This is a genomic window from Streptomyces sp. NPDC002076 (genome assembly GCF_053593835.1).
The window spans coordinates 61,571-79,219 of sequence record NZ_JBSFDI010000035.1 but is presented as its reverse complement, the minus strand read 5'-3'; the positions used below and the strand labels follow the sequence as shown (position 1 = coordinate 79,219).

Sequence of the window (17,649 nt, the reverse complement as noted above, 5' to 3'; positions counted from 1 at the left end):
TGGCCAGCTGCTGCGCGGTGCTCGGATAGTGCAGCTTGTCCACCAGCGCCTGAGCCGTGCCCGGGTAACCCGTGAGAACCACGGACACCGGGAACCTGCGCGCGCTGTTCTGCGGCTTGAAGTACTCCGGAGGCAGATAGACGAACGCCGGCGTGGCGAGGTGGGTCGTACGGCCGATGATGTCGACCTTCTGGATCTGCCCGGCCACCTGCGGCAGTGTGCTGCTCGCGCCGAGGACGTGGGACGTGGAGACCACCTGGATGGGGCTGTTGCCACCGCCCGCTATATGGTCGACGACCACCCCCTGGCCGTTCTCCTGGCCGAACAGGTCCGCCCAGCTGGCGTAGAACCCGAAGGCCTGGTTGGCGGCGAGGCCCACCGAGGCGAACAGCGCCAGCTGGGTGGTCAGGAGCAGACCGACCCGGCCGCTGACGGCCCGCCAGCTCCGCCGGGCCAGCCGCGGCCACAACCACACCGTGCCGGCGAACAGCAGTACGGCGAGAACGATCGCCAGCATCAGCACTTTGTTGCTCGTGAGACCCATGGGCTGTTACCTGCCTGCGCTCTCCGCCCGGCGCCGCCCACGCTTCGTTGCGAGGGCTTGCCCGGGGCTTTCCTTGGCCTTTGACCCGACTTTCCGGTGGGGAGTGAACCTCTCTCCCCAAGACACCGTCCTAGAGGGCGCAATGTCGCCGGATGCCCGATCGGGCCCGGGTTCAAGGTCTCTCGCAGAACTACGGGATGCGATGTCTGTCAGGATAGATGGGGAAATGTCGGGCGGGGTTCCGAGCCGATCAAGCCGGGCGCGGCGCATACTGCGCGGCCCGCGTCCCGAGGCCGTGCCTGTGCTTGTCGGCAGGGCGGCCGCCCTCGTGGGCGTCCTGGACATTGCGGCGGGTGTGTTCCCGCGCTTTCGTCACAGCCGTATGCACGCCATCGCCGAGGTGCTCCCGGGCTCGTTCGGGCCCTTCGCGGCCGCGCTGTCGCTGAGCGCCGGTGTGCTGTTGCTGTTGCTCGCGCACGGGCTCAAACGGCGCAAGCGCCGGGCGTGGCGGGCCGCGGTCGCGCTGCTGCCGGCCGGCGCGGCGGCGGAGTTCGCATACCGGCACTCGGTCGTCGGCATGCTCATCGCGGTGGCACTGCTCGTGCCCCTGCTGGTCCACCGCGACGAGTTCGCGGCGCTGCCCGATCCGCGCAGCAGGTGGCGGGCGCTCGCGAACTTCATCCTCATGAGCGCCAGTTCTCTCGTCCTCGGACTCATCATCGTCAGCGTCCACCCGCACCGGACCATCGGCGACCCGAGCCTGGCCGACCGGCTGACGCACGTCGTCTACGGTCTGTTCGGCTTCGAGGGCCCGGTCGACTACCAGGGCAACACGTCCTGGACCGTCGCCTTCTCCCTCGGCGCCCTCGGCTGGATCACCGCCGTCACCACGATCTACCTGGCCTTCCGCCCCGAACACCCGGCCGCCCGCCTCACCGAGGAGGACGAGTCCCGGCTGCGGGCCCTGCTGGAGAAGCACGGCAGGCGCGACTCGCTCGGCCACTTCGCGCTGCGCCGCGACAAGGCGGTCGTCTTCTCCCCCAGCGGCAAGGCCGCGGTCACCTACCGCGTCGTCTCCGGGGTGATGCTCGCCAGCGGCGACCCCATCGGTGACGTCGAGGCCTGGCCCGGTGCCATCGAGCGCTTCATGGACGAGGCCAAGGCGCACTCCTGGACGCCCGCCGTCATGGGCTGCTCGGAGACCGGCGGCGAGGTGTGGACCCGGGAGACCGGCCTTGACGCCCTGGAACTGGGCGACGAGGCGGTGGTGGACGTCGCGGATTTCTCGCTCGCCGGACGCGCGATGCGCAACGTACGGCAAATGGTCAAGCGCATCGAGCGAGCCGGCTACGAAACCCGGGTGCGGCGCATCCGTGACCTCGGCGACGCCGAACTGGAACGCATCCGCCGGGCGGCGGAGGACTGGCGCGGCACCGACACCGAACGCGGCTTCTCCATGGCGCTCGGCCGCGTCGGCGACCCCGCCGACGGCGACTGCCTGATCGCCACCGCCCACAAGCAGGACGACGAACCCGGCGAGTACGGCGACCTGAAGGCGGTCCTGCACTTCGTGCCCTGGGGCGAGGACGGCGCCTCGCTGGACCTGATGCGCCGCGACCGCAGCGCCGACCCCGGCATGAACGAGCTGCTGATCGTCGCCGCCCTCCAGGCCGCGCCGAAGTTCGGCATCACCCGGGTCTCGCTGAACTTCGCGATGTTCCGCTCCGCCCTCGCACGCGGCGAGAAGATCGGCGCCGGCCCGGTGCTGCGCGCCTGGCGCGGGCTGCTGGTCTTCCTCTCGCGCTGGTTCCAGATCGAGTCGCTGTACAAGTTCAACGCCAAGTTCCAGCCCCGCTGGGAGCCCCGCTTCGTGGTCTACCGGAACAACGCCGACCTGCCCCGCATCGGCTTCGCCGCCATGCAGGCGGAGGGCTTCGTCAACCTCGCCCTGCCGCTCCCGCGCTTCCTGCGCCGGCGCAGGGCGGCCGCCGAGCGCCCCTGCGCGCACGCCATGGCGGAACGGGACGTCCGCGCGGCCTGAGCGCCGCGGGACGACATCAGGACCGCAGGACAGAGCGGTCCGGCCGAGGACGGGCCCGGGCGGGCGCGCCCACCCCCTCCAGCACGGGGGCTCCCCGCCCGGGCCGCCTCGCGTTCCAGGCGCCCTCCTGGGCCTACGCTGAACGTATGAACAACCTCAGCGGGCGCGGCCGGGTCGCCGGCCTTCCGGCATGGGACCGGTGCGCGGTCATGGGTGTCGTCAACGTGACCCCCGATTCCTTCTCCGACGGCGGCCGCTGGTTCGACACGACCGCCGCCGTCAAGCACGGCCTGGAACTCGTCGCCGAGGGCGCGGACCTGGTCGACGTCGGCGGCGAGTCCACCCGCCCCGGCGCCACCCGGGTGGACGAGGCAGAGGAACTCAGGCGCGTCATCCCGGTCGTCCGGGGCCTCGCCTCCGAAGGCGTCGTCGTCTCCGTCGACACCATGCGCGCCTCCGTCGCCGCACAGTCCCTCGCGGCCGGCGCCGCCCTCGTCAACGACGTCAGCGGCGGGCTCGCCGATCCCGCGATGATCCCGGTGGTCGCCGACACGGGCGCCCCGTTCGTCGTCATGCACTGGCGCGGCTTCCTGCAGGGCGGCAACGTCAAGGGCGCCTACGAGGACGTCGTCACCGAAGTCGTGGACGAACTGGACGCACGCGTGGAGGCCGTGCTGGCCGGCGGCATCGCCTCCGACCGCATCGTCGTCGACCCCGGCCTCGGCTTCTCCAAGGAGGCCGAACACGACCTCACCCTCCTCGCCCACCTCGACCGCCTGCGCGCCCTCGGCCACCCCCTGCTCGTGGCCGCCTCCCGCAAGCGGTTCCTCGGCCGGGTCCTCGCCGGCCCGGAGGGCGCGCCCCCGCCGGCCCGGGAGCGCGACGCCGCCACCGCCGCCGTCTCCGCACTCGCGGCGCACTCCGGCGCGTGGGCGGTGCGTGTGCACGAGGTACGCGCCACCGCGGACGCGGTCCGGGTCGCACGCGCCGTGGAGGGAGCGCGTACGGCGGGCTCAGCGCCGGACGCGCTCAGCGAGCGCGGGGCGCGTGCAGCGGGAAACACTCCGAGCGCCGAGCGCGAGCCAGGGGCGTGCGGCAGTGGGCGCACGCCCGGCACCAGTGATGAGCAAGGGGCGGAAGGAGCCCGGTGAGCGCCCCTCATACCGATGTCGAACAGGTGGAGGCCGCCAACACCGCCTTCTACGAGGCGATGGAACGCGGTGACTTCGATGAGCTGTCCTCCCTCTGGCTCACCCCCGCCGACCTGGGCGTGGACGAGGAGTACCACGACCCGGCGGACACCGGCGTGATCTCCTGCGTACACCCCGGTTGGCCGGTGCTCACCGGCCGCGGCGAGGTCCTCAGGTCGTACGCCCTGATCATGGCCAACACCGACTACATCCAGTTCTTCCTCACCGACGTGCATGTCTCCGTCACCGGCGACACCGCACTCGTCACCTGCACCGAGAACATCCTCAGCGGCGGCCCCGCCCCCGAGGAGGGCGCGGAACTGGGACCGCTCGTCGGCCAGCTCGTCGTCGCCACGAACGTGTTCCGGCGCACACCCGCCGGCTGGAAGCTCTGGTCGCACCACGCCTCCCCCGTCCTGGCCGAGACCGCCGAGGACGAGGAGTCCGGCGCCGACGGCGTGACCCCGGACGACGGACCCCTCGCCTGAGCGGGTGGACGCTCCATGGGGCGAGAAGTGGTTGGAATCACCTACCCCGGGGTAGGAGCCGCTACCAACCCATGACACGGCCGGGTTTCCCCGGGGAAACCCGGGATGAACCCTCGTGATCCCGGCCCGGGCCAGCGCCCCGCGGCCCGGCTTTGTCAGTGCCCGCAGGTAGATTCGTCTGAGGACGGCGTGCCGCCCGCACGTGGTACGGACCGGTCCTTCCCGACGATTGCAGGAGTGATTCGCGTGGATCGTGTCGCGCTGCGCGGCCTCAAGGCCCGCGGGCACCACGGTGTGTTCCCCAAGGAGCGCGAGGAGGGCCAGACCTTCATCGTGGACCTCGTCCTGGGGCTGGACACCCGGCCGGCGGCGACCGACGACGACCTGGCGAAGACCGTCCACTACGGCATCGTGGCCGAGGAGGTCGTGGCCGTGGTCGAGGGTGAACCGGTGAACCTCATCGAGACCCTCGCCGAGCGGATCGCCCAGACCTGCCTGAAGCACGAAGGGGTGCACGAGGTCGAGGTCTGCGTCCACAAGCCGGACGCACCGATCACCGTCCCCTTCGACGACGTGACCGTCACCATCACCCGGAGCCGAGTATGACCCGATCTTTCCTGCAGGGTCACAGCGACCCGACCGTCCAGCCGGTGCCCGCCTCGGTCGTCGAGAAGGTGGACGCCGCCGACACGACCCTCCAGAACCCGAAATGGGCCGTCATCTCCATCGGTTCCAACCTCGGCAACCGCCTGGAGACCCTTCAGGGCGCCGTCGACGCGCTGGAGGACACCCCCGGTGTCCGCGTGAAGGCCGTCTCCCCGGTGTACGAGACCGAGCCCTGGGGCGTGGCACCCGGCAGCCAGCCGTCGTACTTCAACGCGGTCGTGCTCCTCAAGACCACCCTCCCCCCGGCCTCCCTGCTGGAGCGGGCCCACGCCATAGAGGAGGCGTACAAACGCGTCCGCGACGAGCACTGGGGGCCGCGCACCCTGGACGTCGACATCGTCGCCTACGCCGACGTCACCTCCGACGACCCCCAGCTCACCCTGCCGCACCCGCGCGCCCATGAGCGCGCCTTCGTGCTCGCCCCCTGGCACGACGTGGACCCGCAGGCCCAGCTGCCCGGCCGCGGCCCGGTGGCCGAACTGCTGTCGGCCGTCACCCGTGCGGGCGTCGAGCCCCGCGCGGACCTGGAACTCCGACTGCCCGAATAGTCGTTAAGGTCAAGACGACTCGAACGACAAGGTCGAGCCGACCGCAGTCCGGACCGGTCCGGGGGAGCTGAAGGGACACCGTGAGAGAGCTGCGCATCAGGGTGCTGGCGGGCGTGTTCGTCGTGGCCGGGATCCTGTCCTGGGCGGGCGCCCGCCTCTGGAACTCGATCGGGACCCTGCCCAGCGTCCCCCTGGCCGCCCCCATCGTGCTCGCCCTGATCGCGGTGGTCCTGCTCTCGACGGCGCTGTCGCTGCGCGCCCGCCTCAAGGCCCAGCGCGAGCGCCGCCCCGGCGCGAAGGGCGTCGACCCCCTGATGGCCGCCCGCGCGGTGGTCTTCGGCCAGGCCAGCGCCCTGGTCGCCGCCCTCGTGGCCGGCATGTACGGCGGCACGGGCGTCTTCCTGCTGGAGCTGCTGGACACCCCGGCCCGCCGCGACCAGGCCGTCTACGCCGGCTTCTCGGTCCTGGCCGGCATCGGTGTCATAGCGGCGGCCCTGTTCCTGGAGCGGGTGTGCAAACTCCCGGAGGACGAGGACCAGAACCCCCCGGGAGCGGAACCGGCCGCGTGACGGCCGGTTTCGGCAAGCACCGGTTCAGCGCGCCATGATCAGGCTCATGGCCTCGTTCCGCGTCGCCGCATCCCGCAGCTGCCCGCGCACGGCGGACGTTATGGTCTTCGCGCCCGGCTTGCGGATGCCGCGCATGGACATGCACATGTGCTCGCACTCGACGACCACGATGACGCCCCGCGGCTCCAGGATCTCCATCAGGGAGTCCGCGATCTGCGTGGTGAGTCGTTCCTGCACCTGCGGTCGGCGGGCGTAGACGTCCACCAGACGGGCCAGCTTGGACAGGCCGGTGATCTTCCCGGTGACGGACGGGATGTAGCCGACGTGGGCGACGCCCCGGAACGGGACCAGATGGTGCTCGCAGGTCGAGTACACCTCGATGTCCTTCACCAGCACCATTTCGTCGTGCCCGAGGTCGAACGTCGTCGTCAGCACGTCCTCGGGCTGCTGCCACAGGCCCGCAAAGATCTCCTTGTAGGCCCGCGCCACTCGCGCCGGCGTCTCCCTCAGGCCCTCCCGGTCCGGGTCCTCGCCGACCGCGATCAGCAATTCCCGTACGGCATTTTCGGCGCGCTTCTCGTCGAATTCGCCGATGGGGGCTTCGTCGCCGTCCAGCGTCACCGGGTTGGTCATCTGGTTCCTCGCTCCATTACCTCGCGCGCGTGGCGGCGGCCACGCATCTGGGTGCGGACGTACGAACGCCGCGCCCTCCAGGCTAAAACCTGATGGGCGCGGCGTTCATTCCAGGCCGATTGGCCGAAACGCGATCAGTTCTCCGGGCGGTCCTCCGGGGTCTTGTCCGTCGCCGGGGCGGGCTCCGCGGCGGTGGACTTGACCGTGCTGATGGCGGCCGTCGCGCCGTTCGCACCGTTCGTCAGTGCCAGCTCCTTCGGGGAGAGCACCGGCGGGCGGGTGGACGGGGTGCGGCGGGAGGAGCCGGTCCAGGCGGGCCGCGGCGGGCGCTTGACGATCGGGGCGAAGATCTCGGCGATCTCCTCCTTGCCCAGGGTCTCCTTCTCCAGCAGGTGAAGGACGAGCTGGTCGAGCACGTCGCGGTTCTCGACCAGGATCTCCCAGGCCTCGTTGTGCGCCGTCTCGATGAGCTTCTTGACCTCTTCGTCGACCAGCGCGGCGACCTCTTCCGAGTAGTCGCGCTGGTGAGCCATCTCACGGCCGAGGAAGGGCTCGCTGTTGTCGCCGCCGAACTTGATGGCGCCGAGCCGCTCGGTCATGCCGTACTGGGTGACCATCGCGCGGGCCAGGTTGGTGGCCTTCTCGATGTCGTTCGCGGCGCCGGTGGTCGGGTCGTGGAAGACCAGTTCCTCGGCGGCGCGGCCGCCCAGCATGTAGGCGAGCTGGTCGAGCATCTCGTTGCGCGTGGTCGAGTACTTGTCCTCGTCGGGCAGGACCATCGTGTAGCCGAGGGCGCGGCCGCGGGACAGGATCGTGATCTTGTGGACCGGGTCGGAGTTCGGCGAGGCCGCCGCGACCAGGGCGTGACCGCCCTCGTGGTACGCGGTGATCTTCTTCTCCTTGTCCGACATGATCCGGGTCCGCTTCTGCGGGCCCGCGACCACGCGGTCGATCGCCTCGTCGAGCGCTCGGTTGTCGATCAGCTTCTGGTCGCCTCGGGCCGTCAGCAGCGCGGCCTCGTTGAGGACGTTCGCCAGGTCGGCGCCGGTCATGCCGGGAGTACGGCGGGCGACGGCGGCCAGGTCGACGTCGGGCGCGACCGGCTTGCCCTTCTGGTGGACCTTGAGGATCTCCAGGCGGCCCTGCAGGTCCGGCGGGTCGACCGCGATCTGGCGGTCGAAGCGGCCGGGGCGGAGCAGTGCCGGGTCGAGGATGTCGGGGCGGTTCGTGGCGGCGATGAGGATCACGCCGCCCTTGACGTCGAAGCCGTCCATCTCGACGAGCAGCTGGTTCAGGGTCTGCTCGCGCTCGTCGTGACCACCGCCGAGGCCGGCGCCGCGGTGGCGGCCGACCGCGTCGATCTCGTCGACGAAGACGATCGCCGGGGCGTTCGCCTTGGCCTGCTCGAACAGGTCACGGACCCGGGAGGCACCGACACCGACGAACATCTCGACGAAGTCGGAGCCGGAGATCGAGTAGAAGGGGACGCCCGCCTCGCCGGCCACGGCGCGGGCGAGGAGCGTCTTGCCGGTACCCGGACGGCCGTAGAGCAGCACGCCCTTGGGGATCTTGGCGCCGACGGCCTGGAACTTGGCCGGCTCCTGGAGGAACTCCTTGATCTCGTGGAGCTCCTCGACGGCCTCGTCGCAGCCGGCGACGTCGGAGAAGGTCGTCTTCGGGGTGTCCTTGGTGATGAGCTTGGCCTTGGACTTGCCGAAGTTCATCACCCGGGAGCCGCCGCCCTGCATCTGGTTCATCAGGAACAGGAAGACGACGACGATCAGGACGAAGGGCAGCAGGGAGAGCAGGACGCCGACGAACGGGTTCTGCTTGGACGGCGACACGGTGTAGCCGTCCGGGATCTGCTTGTCCTGGTACTTGGTCTGCAGGATGCCGGCGACGGTCTCGCCCTGACGATCGATGTAGCTCGCCTGGATCTTCGAGCTGCCGTCGATCTTCTGACCGTCCTTGAGGGTGACCTTGATGGTCTGCTCGTCGCCGGTGGTCAGCTTGGCCGACTGGACCCTGTTGTCATTGATCGCCGCGACGACCTGGCCGGTGTCCACCGTCTTGTAGCCGCCGGACGAGCCGACGACCTGCATCAACACGACCACGGCAAGGACGGCCAGCACGATCCACATGACCGGCCCACGGAAGTATCGCTTCACGTCCATCCATACGGAGCGGTGCCGCCCCGTCCCTCCTGCCATAGTGAGTTTGATAAGACAGTTCTCCTGACGGTACCCCAGCGTGGTGGTCCGAAGCCGCACGAAGTTCGCTTCGGACGGCCAGGGAGCCCGTCTCTGCATGCTTCAACGCCCTGGAACCCGCCGGGGTTCCCGATCGTCCTACAAGGCTTGAGCCGAGTGGCTCACATCACCCGGTACGGCTCAGCCGCCGTAGACGTGAGGCGCGAGCGTACCGACGAACGGCAGGTTCCGGTACTTCTCGGCGTAGTCGAGGCCGTAGCCGACGACGAACTCGTTCGGGATGTCGAAGCCGACCCACTCGACGTCGATGGCGACCTTGGCGGCGTCCGGCTTGCGCAGCAGCGTGCACACCTTCAGGGAGGCGGGCTCGCGGGAGCCGAGGTTGTTGATCAGCCAGGACAAGGTCAGGCCGGAGTCGATGATGTCCTCGACGATCAGGACGTGCTTGCCCTTGATGTCGGTGTCCAGGTCCTTGAGGATCCGCACGACACCGGAGGACTGGGTGCCCGCGCCGTAGGAGGACACGGCCATCCAGTCCATGGTGACGGGGGTGGACAGCGCCCGGGCGAGGTCCGCCATGACCATCACGGCGCCCTTGAGGACGCCGACGATGAGCAGGTTCTTGCCCGCGTACTCCGCGTCGATCTTCGCGGCCAGCTCGGCCAGCTTCGCGTCGATCTCTTCCTTGGTGATGAGCACCTGCTGGAGGTCGGCACCCATGTCTTTCGCGTCCACCCGCATCACTTTCGGTCGTCCCGCACTTACGGCCGCATGCACGGCCACCGGCTGCCCGTACCGGCCGCCGGAGGGTCGCTCCGCGGGGTCGGGATTCAGCCTTGCCGAATCACCAGTCTGCCACCCTGCCGCTGGGCGACGACTTTGCCCGGGAGATTGATGGCTCCCTGGCCGCGCCAGCCGGTGATCAGACGGTCGACTTCCTCGATGTGGCGGGCGAACAGCGAACCGGCCGGGGCACCGGCCTCGATGGCGGCGCGGCGCAGGATGCGGCGGCGTACGGCGGGCGGGAGCGCGTAGAGCTTGGCGCACTCCAGCAGGCCTGCGGCGTCGCGTACGGAGGACTCGGCCTGGCTGGCCCAGGCGTCGAGGGCGTCGGCGTCGTCGCGGGAAAGCTGAGCGGTGCGGGCGAGTGCCTCCACGACGCCTTTGCCGAGGGCCTTCTCCAGGGCCGGCAGACCTTCGTGCCGGAGCCGGGAGCGGGTGTAGGCGGGGTCGGTGTTGTGCGGATCGTCCCAGACGGGGAGGGACTGGACCATGCAGGCCTTGCGGGCGGTCTGCCGGTCGAGTGCCAGGAAGGGGCGCCGGTAACGGCCGCCGGCCCCCGAGACCGCGGCCATGCCGGACAAGGAGCGGATGCCGGAGCCGCGGGCGAGGCCGAGCAGGACGGTTTCGGCCTGGTCGTCGCGGGTGTGGCCGAGCAGGACCGCGGTGGCGCCGTGGCGTTCGGCGGCGGCGTCGAGGGCGGCGTAGCGGGCGTCGCGGGCGGCGGCCTCGGGTCCGCCGTCGCGGCCGACGGTCACGGCGACGGACTCGACCGGGTCGAGGCCGAGTTCGCGCAGGCGCAGGGCGACCTCGTCGGCGCGGAGGTCGGAGCCGGGCTGGAGGCCGTGGTCGACGGTGACGCCGCCGGCGCGGACGCCGAGCTTGGGCGCTTCGAAGGCGAGGGCCGAGGCGAGGGCCATGGAGTCGGCGCCGCCGGAGCAGGCGACGAGCACGAGCGGGGAGGGGAGCCGCTCGGCCGTCCGGTCGTGGTGCGTGCCGAAGGCCTGCCGGCCGGGGCCGCCGGAGGCGTGGTGGTTGTTGAGGATGTCGTGGAGGACGCGGCGGACCGCCAGGCGTATCGCCGCGACCGCAGGATGGGGACCCATGTCCGGTTCCCTTCATGAAGTTTCGGGGGGTGAGCCCGAGTCCGGTCACTCAGAGTGTGTAGATGGTGACAGAAGCGGGCGGTTCCCCGAGCATTGCACGCCTACGCATGGCTCACGGTCCCTCGGACGGGTGATTGGAGGGGCGTTCGCCTGCCGTCGGCCGGATTCGATTTACGACGTGTCCATGCCGTTCACGACTCGGCCTTGCGGTGCACCCGCGCGACCCAGTCCGCCGGTTTGGCGATCTCCGCCTTGGTGGGCAGGGTGTTGGGCGAGGTCCACACGCGGTTGAAGCCGTCGATGCCGACCTGCTCGACGACGGCACGCACGAACCGTTCGCCATCCCGGTACTGCCTGAGTTTGGCATCCAGACCGAGCAGCTTGCGCAGGGCGAGGTCGAGCCGGGAGGCACCCTTGGCGCGGCGCTGCTGGAACTTCTCGCGGATCTCCGCCACGCTCGGTACGACACTGGGGCCGACGCCGTCCATGACGTAGTCGGCGTGGCCTTCCAGCAGGGACATGACGGCGGTGAGGCGGGCGAGGATCTCGCGCTGGGCGGGGGTCTGCACCAGCTCCACGAAGGAGCGGCCGCCGTCCTCCTCCTCGCCCTCGGGACGGCCTCCGGCGAGGGACTGGGCGGCTTCCCTGACGCGCTCCAGGAAGGTCATCGGGTCGACGTCGGTCTCCGCCAAGAACGACTGGATTTCGCCCTCCAGGTGGTCGCGCAGCCAGGGCACGGCCGTGAACTGGGTGCGGTGGGTCTCCTCGTGCAGGCACACCCACAGGCGGAAGTCGTGCGGCTGGACGTCGAGTTCGCGCTCGACGTGGACGATGTTGGGCGCGACGAGAAGGAGGCGACCGCCGCCGTTCTCACCGGCCGGGAGGTCGCGGGTGGCCGGGGCGAAGGTCTCGTACTGGCCGAGGACGCGGGAGGACAGGAACGACAGCAGCATGCCGAGTTCCACGCCGGTGACCTTGCCGCCGACGGTGCCGAGGACCGCGCTGCCGGGGCTGCCGGCGCGCCGTTCCTGCATCTTCTCCAGCAGCGGCCGGAGGATCTCGCGGAAACCGGCGACGTTGGCGCGGACCCAGCCGGGCCGGTCGACCACCAGGATCGGGGTGTCGTGGATCTCGTCGATGCCCATACGAGTGAAGCCCCGGACGTGTTCCTCCGAGGCTTTGGCGTGCCGGCGCAGCTCCGCGACGACGGCGCGTGCCTCGTCGCGGCTGACGTCGGGGCCCGGCCGTACGAGCCGTGTCGCGGTTGCCACCGCGAGGTTCCAGTCGACCATCCCGGGAGATGTGGTGCCACCGAAGCCAGTCATGTCGTCAACCGTACGGGACCGCTCCCGCTTGGGGCAGGCCATGAGGGTCGGCAGGGGCTGAGGGCGTCGGACGGGCGCCTGGTGCGGCCGGCCGCGGCTATCCGCAGCCGCACCCGGCCAGTGCCGTGGCCGTCTTGTCCAGGGCCGACTCGGCCTGCACGGGGTCTGTCGTGCCGGAGGCCATGAAGGCGAAGGCCAGGAGGCGGCCGTCGGCGTCGACGACCGTGCCGGCGAGGGTGTTCACGCCGGTCAGGGTGCCGGTCTTGGCGCGTACGACGCCTGCCGCGCTGTCGGTGTAGCGGTCGGCCAGGGTGCCGGTGAAGCCGGCCACGGGCAGCCCGGTGAGGACGGGGCGCAGACCGGGGCGGCCGGGGTCGCCCGCGGTGACCAGGAGGGCGGTGAGGAGGTCGGCGGTGAGCCGGTCGTCGCGGTCGAGGCCGCTGCCGTCGTGGAAGGAGGCGCCGGACATCGGCAGGCCCAGCTTGGTCAGCCGCGCGGAGACCGCCCTGGCGCCGCCGTCGAAGCTGCCGGGCTGGCCGCTGGTGAGGGCGGTCTGGCGGGCCAGGGCCTCGGCGATGTCGTTGTCGCTGTTGGTCAGCATGCGCTCGACCACGTCGGCCAGCGGGGGCGAGGAGACCGTGGCGAGGGTCTGCGCGCGCGTGCTGGCCTTCGACGGGCCGGGGGGTGTGGTGGTGATGCCGGCGTTCTTCAGGAAGGCCGCGAACTTGCTCGCCGCGTCCTTCGCCGGGTCGCTCACGCGGGGCGCCGGGCCGCTGGTCGAGCCGTTGGTGCGGCCCTCGTCGGCGCTCAGGGCGCTGACCGGCGCGAGGTTGTCGTTGACGCCGATGGGGTGCACGGCGGGGCCGGAGTACAGGGTCGTGTCGTAGGAGAGCGTGACCTTGTGGATGCCGCGCTTGGCCAGCGCCTTCGCGGTGTCCGCCGCCAGTGTGCGCAGGCTCGCCCAGCCGTCGGCCTTCGTGCGGGCGGTGAGGGTGGGGTCGCCGCCGCCGACCAGGATCAGTTCGCCGGTGCCGGGTTCGAGGGCCGCACGGGTGGTGAGGCGGTGGTCGGGGCCCAGCGCGGACAGGGCGGCGACAGCGGTGGCGATCTTGGTGGTGGAGGCGGGAGTGAGGGCCTTGTCGGCGTCGGCGGCGTACAGGCGCCTGCCGGTGGCGACGTCGACGACGGCGGCCGCGTGGGTGCCGCCCAGCGCGGAGGCGTCCAGGAGAGGCTTGAGGACGTCGGAGAGGGCCTTTCCGCCCGGCGCGGCCTTCTTGGTGTCGACGGCGCTCGTCGAGCCGTCCAGGCCCATCAGGACGGGTTCGGCGCTCGGTGCGGGCCGGGGCGCCCCGACAGCCGTACCGGACCGGCCGTGATCTGTGCCACCTGTCCGCTCCAGGGCGGCGGCCCGGTCACGCTCGGCCGTACGCTGACCGTTGGCGTCCCAGGGGCCGGCCGCGGTCACCACACCGGCGGCCAGCACCAGGCCGACGGTGGCGGCACCCGCGGTGTACTGCCAGGTCTTCACGGGCCGCGGCAGGGCCAGGGGCCGGGACCGCAGGGCCCGCGTCAACCGTGCGACCCGCGGCCTCGCGGCCGCCCCGGCCCGCGCCAGACGCGGTCGTACGGCGTTCGCGATCCGCTCCACCTGCGGTCTCGCGGCCCGCCAAGGCCTCAGCTCTGGCACGACCACCAGCCCCTTTCGCGATCACACACCTGCGTGAGGGACACTTAACCACCAGAACTATGTGCTGATCATGGAGGAGCCACCGGTGGAGTTCGACGTCACGATCGAGATCCCGAAGGGTTCGCGCAACAAGTACGAGGTGGACCACGAGACCGGTCGGATCCGCCTGGACCGTCGTCTCTTCACCTCGACCGCCTACCCGACCGACTACGGCTTCGTCGAGAACACCCTCGGCGAGGACGGCGACCCGCTGGACGCGCTGGTCATCCTGGACGAGCCGACCTTCCCGGGCTGCCTGATCCGCTGCCGCGCGATCGGCATGTTCCGCATGACGGACGAGGCGGGCGGCGACGACAAGCTGCTGTGCGTTCCGGCCACGGACCCGCGTGTGGAGCACCTGCGCGACATCCACCACGTGTCCGAGTTCGACCGCCTGGAGATCCAGCACTTCTTCGAGGTGTACAAGGACCTGGAGCCCGGCAAGTCGGTCGAGGGCGCCAACTGGGTGGGCCGCACGGACGCCGAGGCGGAGATCGAGCGTTCCTACAAGCGCTTCAAGGAGCAGGGCGGCCACTGAGCCCCGCCCTTCTCGTGGACGGGCCGTACGCGCACGCGTGCGGCCCGTTCCCATCCACGCGCGCGTACGACCCCTCCGGGTCCTGTGCGCATACTGAGCCATACGGAAGGTGTCGTTCAGGGAGCGGTGCGAGGTGACGGAGGCGGAGGACCGCAAGCCCCGGTCGGACGAGGCGCGGTACGACCCGGAGATCACGTCCGAGTTCGCCATTCCCGCGGGTATCGAGGTCTCCGAGGGCGGCGGTGAGCCGGAGACCACCTCCGAGTTCGCCCTGCCGAAGGGCCTGGAGACGCCGCATCCGCCGAGTGCCGAGCCGGAGGCGTCGGCGTTCAGCCCGCCGAGCGCCTACACCGCCAAGGACTCCCTGACGGCGTTCACCCCAGCCACCGGGGTGCCGTTGGTCAGCCTGATCAAGGACGCGCCCTGGCAGGACCGGATGCGCACGATGCTGCGGATGCCGGTGGCCGAGCGGCCGGCGCCCGAGCTGGTGCAGCGGGTGGAGGAGGAGGGCCCGGCCGTCCCGCGCGTGCTGGACCTGACCCTGCGTATCGGCGAGCTGCTGCTGGCCGGCGGCGAGGGCGCGGAGGACGTGGAGACCGCGATGTTCGCGGTGTGCCGCTCCTACGGCCTGGACCGCTGCGAGCCGAACGTCACCTTCACGCTGCTGTCGATCTCGCACCAGCCGTCGCTGGTGGAGGACCCGGTGACCGCCTCGCGGACGGTACGGCGGCGGGGCACCGACTACACCCGGCTCGCGGCCGTGTTCCGGCTGGTGGACGATCTGACCGACCCGGAGACCCATGTCTCCCTGGAGGAGGCCTACCGGCGGCTGGCGGAGATCCGCCGCAACCGGCACCCCTACCCGGGCTGGGCGCTGACCCTGGCCAGCGGGCTGCTGGCGGGTGCGGCCTCCGTGCTGGTCGGCGGTGACCTGATCGTGTTCGTCGCCGCCGCGTTCGGCGCGATGCTCGGCGACCGGCTGGCCTGGCTGTGCGCGGGGCGCGGGCTGCCGGAGTTCTACCAGTTCACGGTCGCCGCGATGCCGCCCGCGGCCATCGGGGTGGCGTTCGCGCTGGCGCACGTCGATGTGAAGGCGTCCGCCGTCGTCACCGGTGGACTGTTCGCGCTGCTGCCCGGGCGGGCGCTGGTGGCGGGCGTCCAGGACGGTCTGACCGGCTTCTACATCACCGCGTCGGCCCGTCTGCTGGAGGTCCTGTACTTCTTCGTCGGCATCGTCGCCGGCGTGCTGGTCGTCCTGTACTTCGGGGTGAAGGTCGGCGGCAAGCTCAATCCGGACGCGGCGCTCGTGATCAACGAACGGCCGCTGATCCAGATCGCGGCCTCCATGCTGCTCTCGCTGACCTTCGCGGTGCTGCTCCAGCAGGAGCGGTCGACCGTGCTGTGGGTGACGCTCAACGGCGGCGTGGCGTGGACGGTGTACGGCGCGATGCACTATGTCGCCGACATCTCGCCGGTGGCGTCGACGGCCGTGGCCGCGGGGCTGGTCGGTCTGTTCGGGCAGCTGCTGTCGCGTTATCGATTCGCTTCGGCGCTGCCGTACACGACGGCGGCGATCGGACCGCTGCTGCCTGGCTCCGCCACGTATTTCGGGCTGCTGAACATGGCCCAGAACGAGGTGAACAAGGGGCTGGTGTCGCTGGCCAACGCGGCGTCGCTGGCCATGGCCATCGCCATCGGGGTCAATCTGGGGTCGGAGATCTTCCGGCTGTTCCTGAGGGTGGGGTCCGCCGGGAAGCGGCGGGCTGCCAAGCGGACCAGGGGGTTCTAGGCGCGCCGTTCCCTGCGCACCTCAGTGGTTGCGGTAGCCGTACGGGTACTGGTTCTGGTCGTACTGGCCCTGGTCGTACTGGCCCTGGTCGTAGTGGCCCTGGTCGTAGTGGCCCTGGTCGTACTGCTGCTGCGTGTACTGCTGCTGCGGGTACTGCTGGTCGTAGCCCTGGTTCCAGTACTGCTCCTGCTGCTGGTTCCAGTCCTGCTGCTGGGGCTGCTGAGGCCGCTGGTACGGCTCCTCGTACGGCCGGCCGTAGGGCTGGTCCGTCTCGACGCGACGGAGCCTGGTCGTGGCGTCGTCCATGACCACCGGGGCCGGGCGGGACGCCTCCCGTGCCGGCTGCGCGGCTGCCTTCTTCCCCTTGCCGCGGGCCCGCAGGAACTCGATCGCGATCGGGACCACGGAGACGAGGACGATCAGGATGAGGATCGCCTCGATGTTGTTCTTGACGAAGTCGATGTTGCCGAGCCAGGAGCCGAGCAAGGTGACGCCCGCGCCCCACAGGGTGCCGCCGATGACGTTGAAGATCAGGAACGAGCGGTACCTCATGCCGCTGACGCCGGCGATGATCGGCGTGAACGTCCGCACGATCGGCACGAAGCGGGCCAGGACCAGGGACTTCGGGCCGTACTTCTCGAAGAACTCGTGCGCCTTGGTGACGTTCTCCTGCTTGAACAGGCGGGAGTCGGGGCGGTTGAACAGGGACGGGCCGACCTTCTTGCCGAACATGTAGCCCGCCTGGTCGCCGAGTATCGCGGCGAGGCAGATCAGGCCGATCGCGCCCCACAGCGGGAAGTGCATCTGATGCGAGGTGATCAGCAGGCCGCAGGTGAACAGCAGCGAGTCACCCGGCAGGAAGAAGCCGATGAGCAGGCCGGACTCGGCGAAGACGACGAGCAGCAGGCCCCAGATGCCGTAGGTGTCGAGCAGATGGTTGGGGTCCAGCCAGCTCGGGCCGAGGGCGAGTGTCATCACGGGTCCGGGCTCCTGAAGGGGTGAAGGCGGCTATGAGGGTTGGTCCTCGAGCGAAGGCCGCACAAAGCTATCAACGTGATGTGACCGCCCCAGGTTCCACCGGTGTCTCCAGGATGCACTGTGGGATGACTGGGAGAAAGGTGTGACTCATGGGACTCGATGACTACGGCGGCGGCCAGGGGCCCCAGCCGGATGTGCTGGTCGTGACCACCAACGACGTGCCCGGATACCGGGTGCAGGAGGTGATCGGCGAGGTCTTCGGACTCACCGTGCGCTCCCGCCACCTCGGCAGCCAGATCGGCGCCGGCCTGAAGTCGATGATCGGCGGCGAGCTGAAGGGACTCACCAAGACGCTCGTGCAGACCCGCAACCAGGCCATGGAGCGCCTGGTGGAGCAGGCACGCGCGCGTGGCGCCAACGCGGTGCTGGCGTTCCGGTTCGACGTGACCGAGGCCGCGGACGTGGGCACCGAGGTGTGCGCCTACGGCACGGCGGTGGTCCTGGCCCGGGAGTGAGCC

At 70.6% G+C, this 17,649-nt stretch carries 16 protein-coding genes and 1 pseudogene; 9 read left to right on the top strand and 8 right to left on the bottom strand.

Annotation, left to right across the window (positions count from 1 at the left end; translation table 11 throughout):
- Positions 1 to 544, bottom strand: a pseudogene (locus tag ACWCQS_RS42625) (esterase); the annotation flags it as partial.
- 226 nt (positions 545 to 770) lie between these two features.
- Here ACWCQS_RS42625 and ACWCQS_RS42620 point away from each other — a divergent pair.
- The 6 genes from ACWCQS_RS42620 (at position 771) to ACWCQS_RS42595 (ending at position 6,046) form a co-directional block, all read left to right on the top strand.
- On the top strand, positions 771 to 2,585 hold the full coding sequence (locus tag ACWCQS_RS42620; RefSeq protein WP_451009501.1) for a phosphatidylglycerol lysyltransferase domain-containing protein: 1,815 nt from the start codon (positions 771 to 773) through the stop codon (positions 2,583 to 2,585).
- Between the two features lie 146 nt (positions 2,586 to 2,731).
- Positions 2,732 to 3,736 carry a dihydropteroate synthase gene (folP, locus tag ACWCQS_RS42615; RefSeq protein WP_451009500.1) on the top strand — a complete coding sequence of 335 codons (1,005 nt, stop codon included), beginning with the start codon at positions 2,732 to 2,734 and terminating at the stop codon, positions 3,734 to 3,736.
- A complete protein-coding gene (locus ACWCQS_RS42610; RefSeq protein ID WP_451009499.1) occupies positions 3,733 to 4,263 on the top strand; it encodes a nuclear transport factor 2 family protein in 531 nt (176 codons plus the stop codon). The genes folP and ACWCQS_RS42610 overlap by 4 nt, the downstream gene beginning before the upstream one ends.
- A 246-nt stretch (positions 4,264 to 4,509) precedes the next feature.
- Positions 4,510 to 4,869: a dihydroneopterin aldolase gene (folB, locus tag ACWCQS_RS42605; RefSeq protein WP_451009498.1), complete on the top strand. Its 360-nt coding sequence runs from the start codon at positions 4,510 to 4,512 to the stop codon at positions 4,867 to 4,869.
- A complete protein-coding gene (gene folK, locus ACWCQS_RS42600) occupies positions 4,866 to 5,477 on the top strand; it encodes a 2-amino-4-hydroxy-6-hydroxymethyldihydropteridine diphosphokinase (protein ID WP_451009497.1) in 612 nt (203 codons plus the stop codon). Before folB ends, folK begins: the two co-directional genes overlap by 4 nt.
- 80 nt (positions 5,478 to 5,557) lie before the next feature.
- Entirely contained in the window at positions 5,558 to 6,046 is a 489-nt protein-coding gene (locus ACWCQS_RS42595; protein ID WP_451009496.1) for a DUF3180 domain-containing protein, read from the top strand.
- A 24-nt stretch (positions 6,047 to 6,070) separates the two neighbouring features.
- Here the strand turns inward: ACWCQS_RS42595 and folE are convergent, their stop codons facing one another.
- From folE to dacB, 6 genes are all read right to left on the bottom strand, one after another.
- Complete coding sequence (gene folE / locus ACWCQS_RS42590; RefSeq protein ID WP_451009495.1) at positions 6,071 to 6,679, bottom strand: GTP cyclohydrolase I FolE; 609 nt, start codon at positions 6,677 to 6,679, stop codon at positions 6,071 to 6,073.
- A 134-nt stretch (positions 6,680 to 6,813) separates the two neighbouring features.
- Positions 6,814 to 8,853 carry an ATP-dependent zinc metalloprotease FtsH gene (gene ftsH / locus ACWCQS_RS42585; protein ID WP_388636115.1) on the bottom strand — a complete coding sequence of 680 codons (2,040 nt, stop codon included), beginning with the start codon at positions 8,851 to 8,853 and terminating at the stop codon, positions 6,814 to 6,816.
- A 216-nt stretch (positions 8,854 to 9,069) separates the two neighbouring features.
- Positions 9,070 to 9,630, bottom strand: coding sequence for a hypoxanthine phosphoribosyltransferase (gene hpt, locus ACWCQS_RS42580; protein ID WP_388636116.1), 561 nt, complete (start codon positions 9,628 to 9,630; stop codon positions 9,070 to 9,072).
- Between the two features lie 89 nt (positions 9,631 to 9,719).
- Positions 9,720 to 10,775, bottom strand: a complete 1,056-nt coding sequence (tilS, locus tag ACWCQS_RS42575; protein WP_451009494.1) for a tRNA lysidine(34) synthetase TilS — start codon at positions 10,773 to 10,775, stop codon at positions 9,720 to 9,722.
- A gap of 191 nt (positions 10,776 to 10,966) precedes the next feature.
- On the bottom strand, positions 10,967 to 12,100 hold the full coding sequence (locus ACWCQS_RS42570) for a zinc-dependent metalloprotease (RefSeq protein ID WP_451009493.1): 1,134 nt from the start codon (positions 12,098 to 12,100) through the stop codon (positions 10,967 to 10,969).
- Positions 12,101 to 12,197: 97 nt separating this feature from the next.
- The gene (gene dacB / locus ACWCQS_RS42565; protein WP_451009492.1) at positions 12,198 to 13,793 is read right to left on the bottom strand and encodes a D-alanyl-D-alanine carboxypeptidase/D-alanyl-D-alanine endopeptidase; all 1,596 of its coding nucleotides are present in this window, start codon (positions 13,791 to 13,793) and stop codon (positions 12,198 to 12,200) included.
- Positions 13,794 to 13,872: 79 nt separating this feature from the next.
- Here dacB and ACWCQS_RS42560 point away from each other — a divergent pair, with 79 nt between their 5' ends.
- Together ACWCQS_RS42560 and ACWCQS_RS42555 are read left to right on the top strand one after the other, a co-directional pair.
- Entirely contained in the window at positions 13,873 to 14,364 is a 492-nt protein-coding gene (locus tag ACWCQS_RS42560; RefSeq protein WP_029381130.1) for an inorganic diphosphatase, read from the top strand.
- Between the two features lie 133 nt (positions 14,365 to 14,497).
- On the top strand, positions 14,498 to 16,153 hold the full coding sequence (locus tag ACWCQS_RS42555; RefSeq protein ID WP_451009491.1) for a threonine/serine ThrE exporter family protein: 1,656 nt from the start codon (positions 14,498 to 14,500) through the stop codon (positions 16,151 to 16,153).
- A gap of 21 nt (positions 16,154 to 16,174) precedes the next feature.
- Here ACWCQS_RS42555 and ACWCQS_RS42550 read toward each other — a convergent pair whose 3' ends face one another.
- Positions 16,175 to 17,131, bottom strand: a complete 957-nt coding sequence (locus ACWCQS_RS42550) for a DedA family protein (protein ID WP_451009490.1) — start codon at positions 17,129 to 17,131, stop codon at positions 16,175 to 16,177.
- Positions 17,132 to 17,280: 149 nt separating this feature from the next.
- Here ACWCQS_RS42550 and ACWCQS_RS42545 point away from each other — a divergent pair, with 149 nt between their 5' ends.
- Positions 17,281 to 17,646, top strand: a complete 366-nt coding sequence (locus ACWCQS_RS42545) for a YbjQ family protein (RefSeq protein WP_451009489.1) — start codon at positions 17,281 to 17,283, stop codon at positions 17,644 to 17,646.
- Positions 17,647 to 17,649: the final 3 nt, after the last annotated feature.

Coding starts and splice junctions, on each gene's coding strand:
- folK (WP_451009497.1), top strand. CDS start 4,866: ATGACCCGATCTTTCCTGCAGGGTCACAGCGACCCGACCGTCCAGCCG.
- ACWCQS_RS42620 (WP_451009501.1), top strand. CDS start 771: ATGTCGGGCGGGGTTCCGAGCCGATCAAGCCGGGCGCGGCGCATACTG.
- folP (WP_451009500.1), top strand. CDS start 2,732: ATGAACAACCTCAGCGGGCGCGGCCGGGTCGCCGGCCTTCCGGCATGG.
- folE (WP_451009495.1), bottom strand. CDS start 6,679: ATGACCAACCCGGTGACGCTGGACGGCGACGAAGCCCCCATCGGCGAA.
- tilS (WP_451009494.1), bottom strand. CDS start 10,775: ATGGGTCCCCATCCTGCGGTCGCGGCGATACGCCTGGCGGTCCGCCGC.
- ftsH (WP_388636115.1), bottom strand. CDS start 8,853: ATGGACGTGAAGCGATACTTCCGTGGGCCGGTCATGTGGATCGTGCTG.
- ACWCQS_RS42570 (WP_451009493.1), bottom strand. CDS start 12,100: ATGACTGGCTTCGGTGGCACCACATCTCCCGGGATGGTCGACTGGAAC.
- hpt (WP_388636116.1), bottom strand. CDS start 9,630: ATGCGGGTGGACGCGAAAGACATGGGTGCCGACCTCCAGCAGGTGCTC.
- ACWCQS_RS42545 (WP_451009489.1), top strand. CDS start 17,281: ATGGGACTCGATGACTACGGCGGCGGCCAGGGGCCCCAGCCGGATGTG.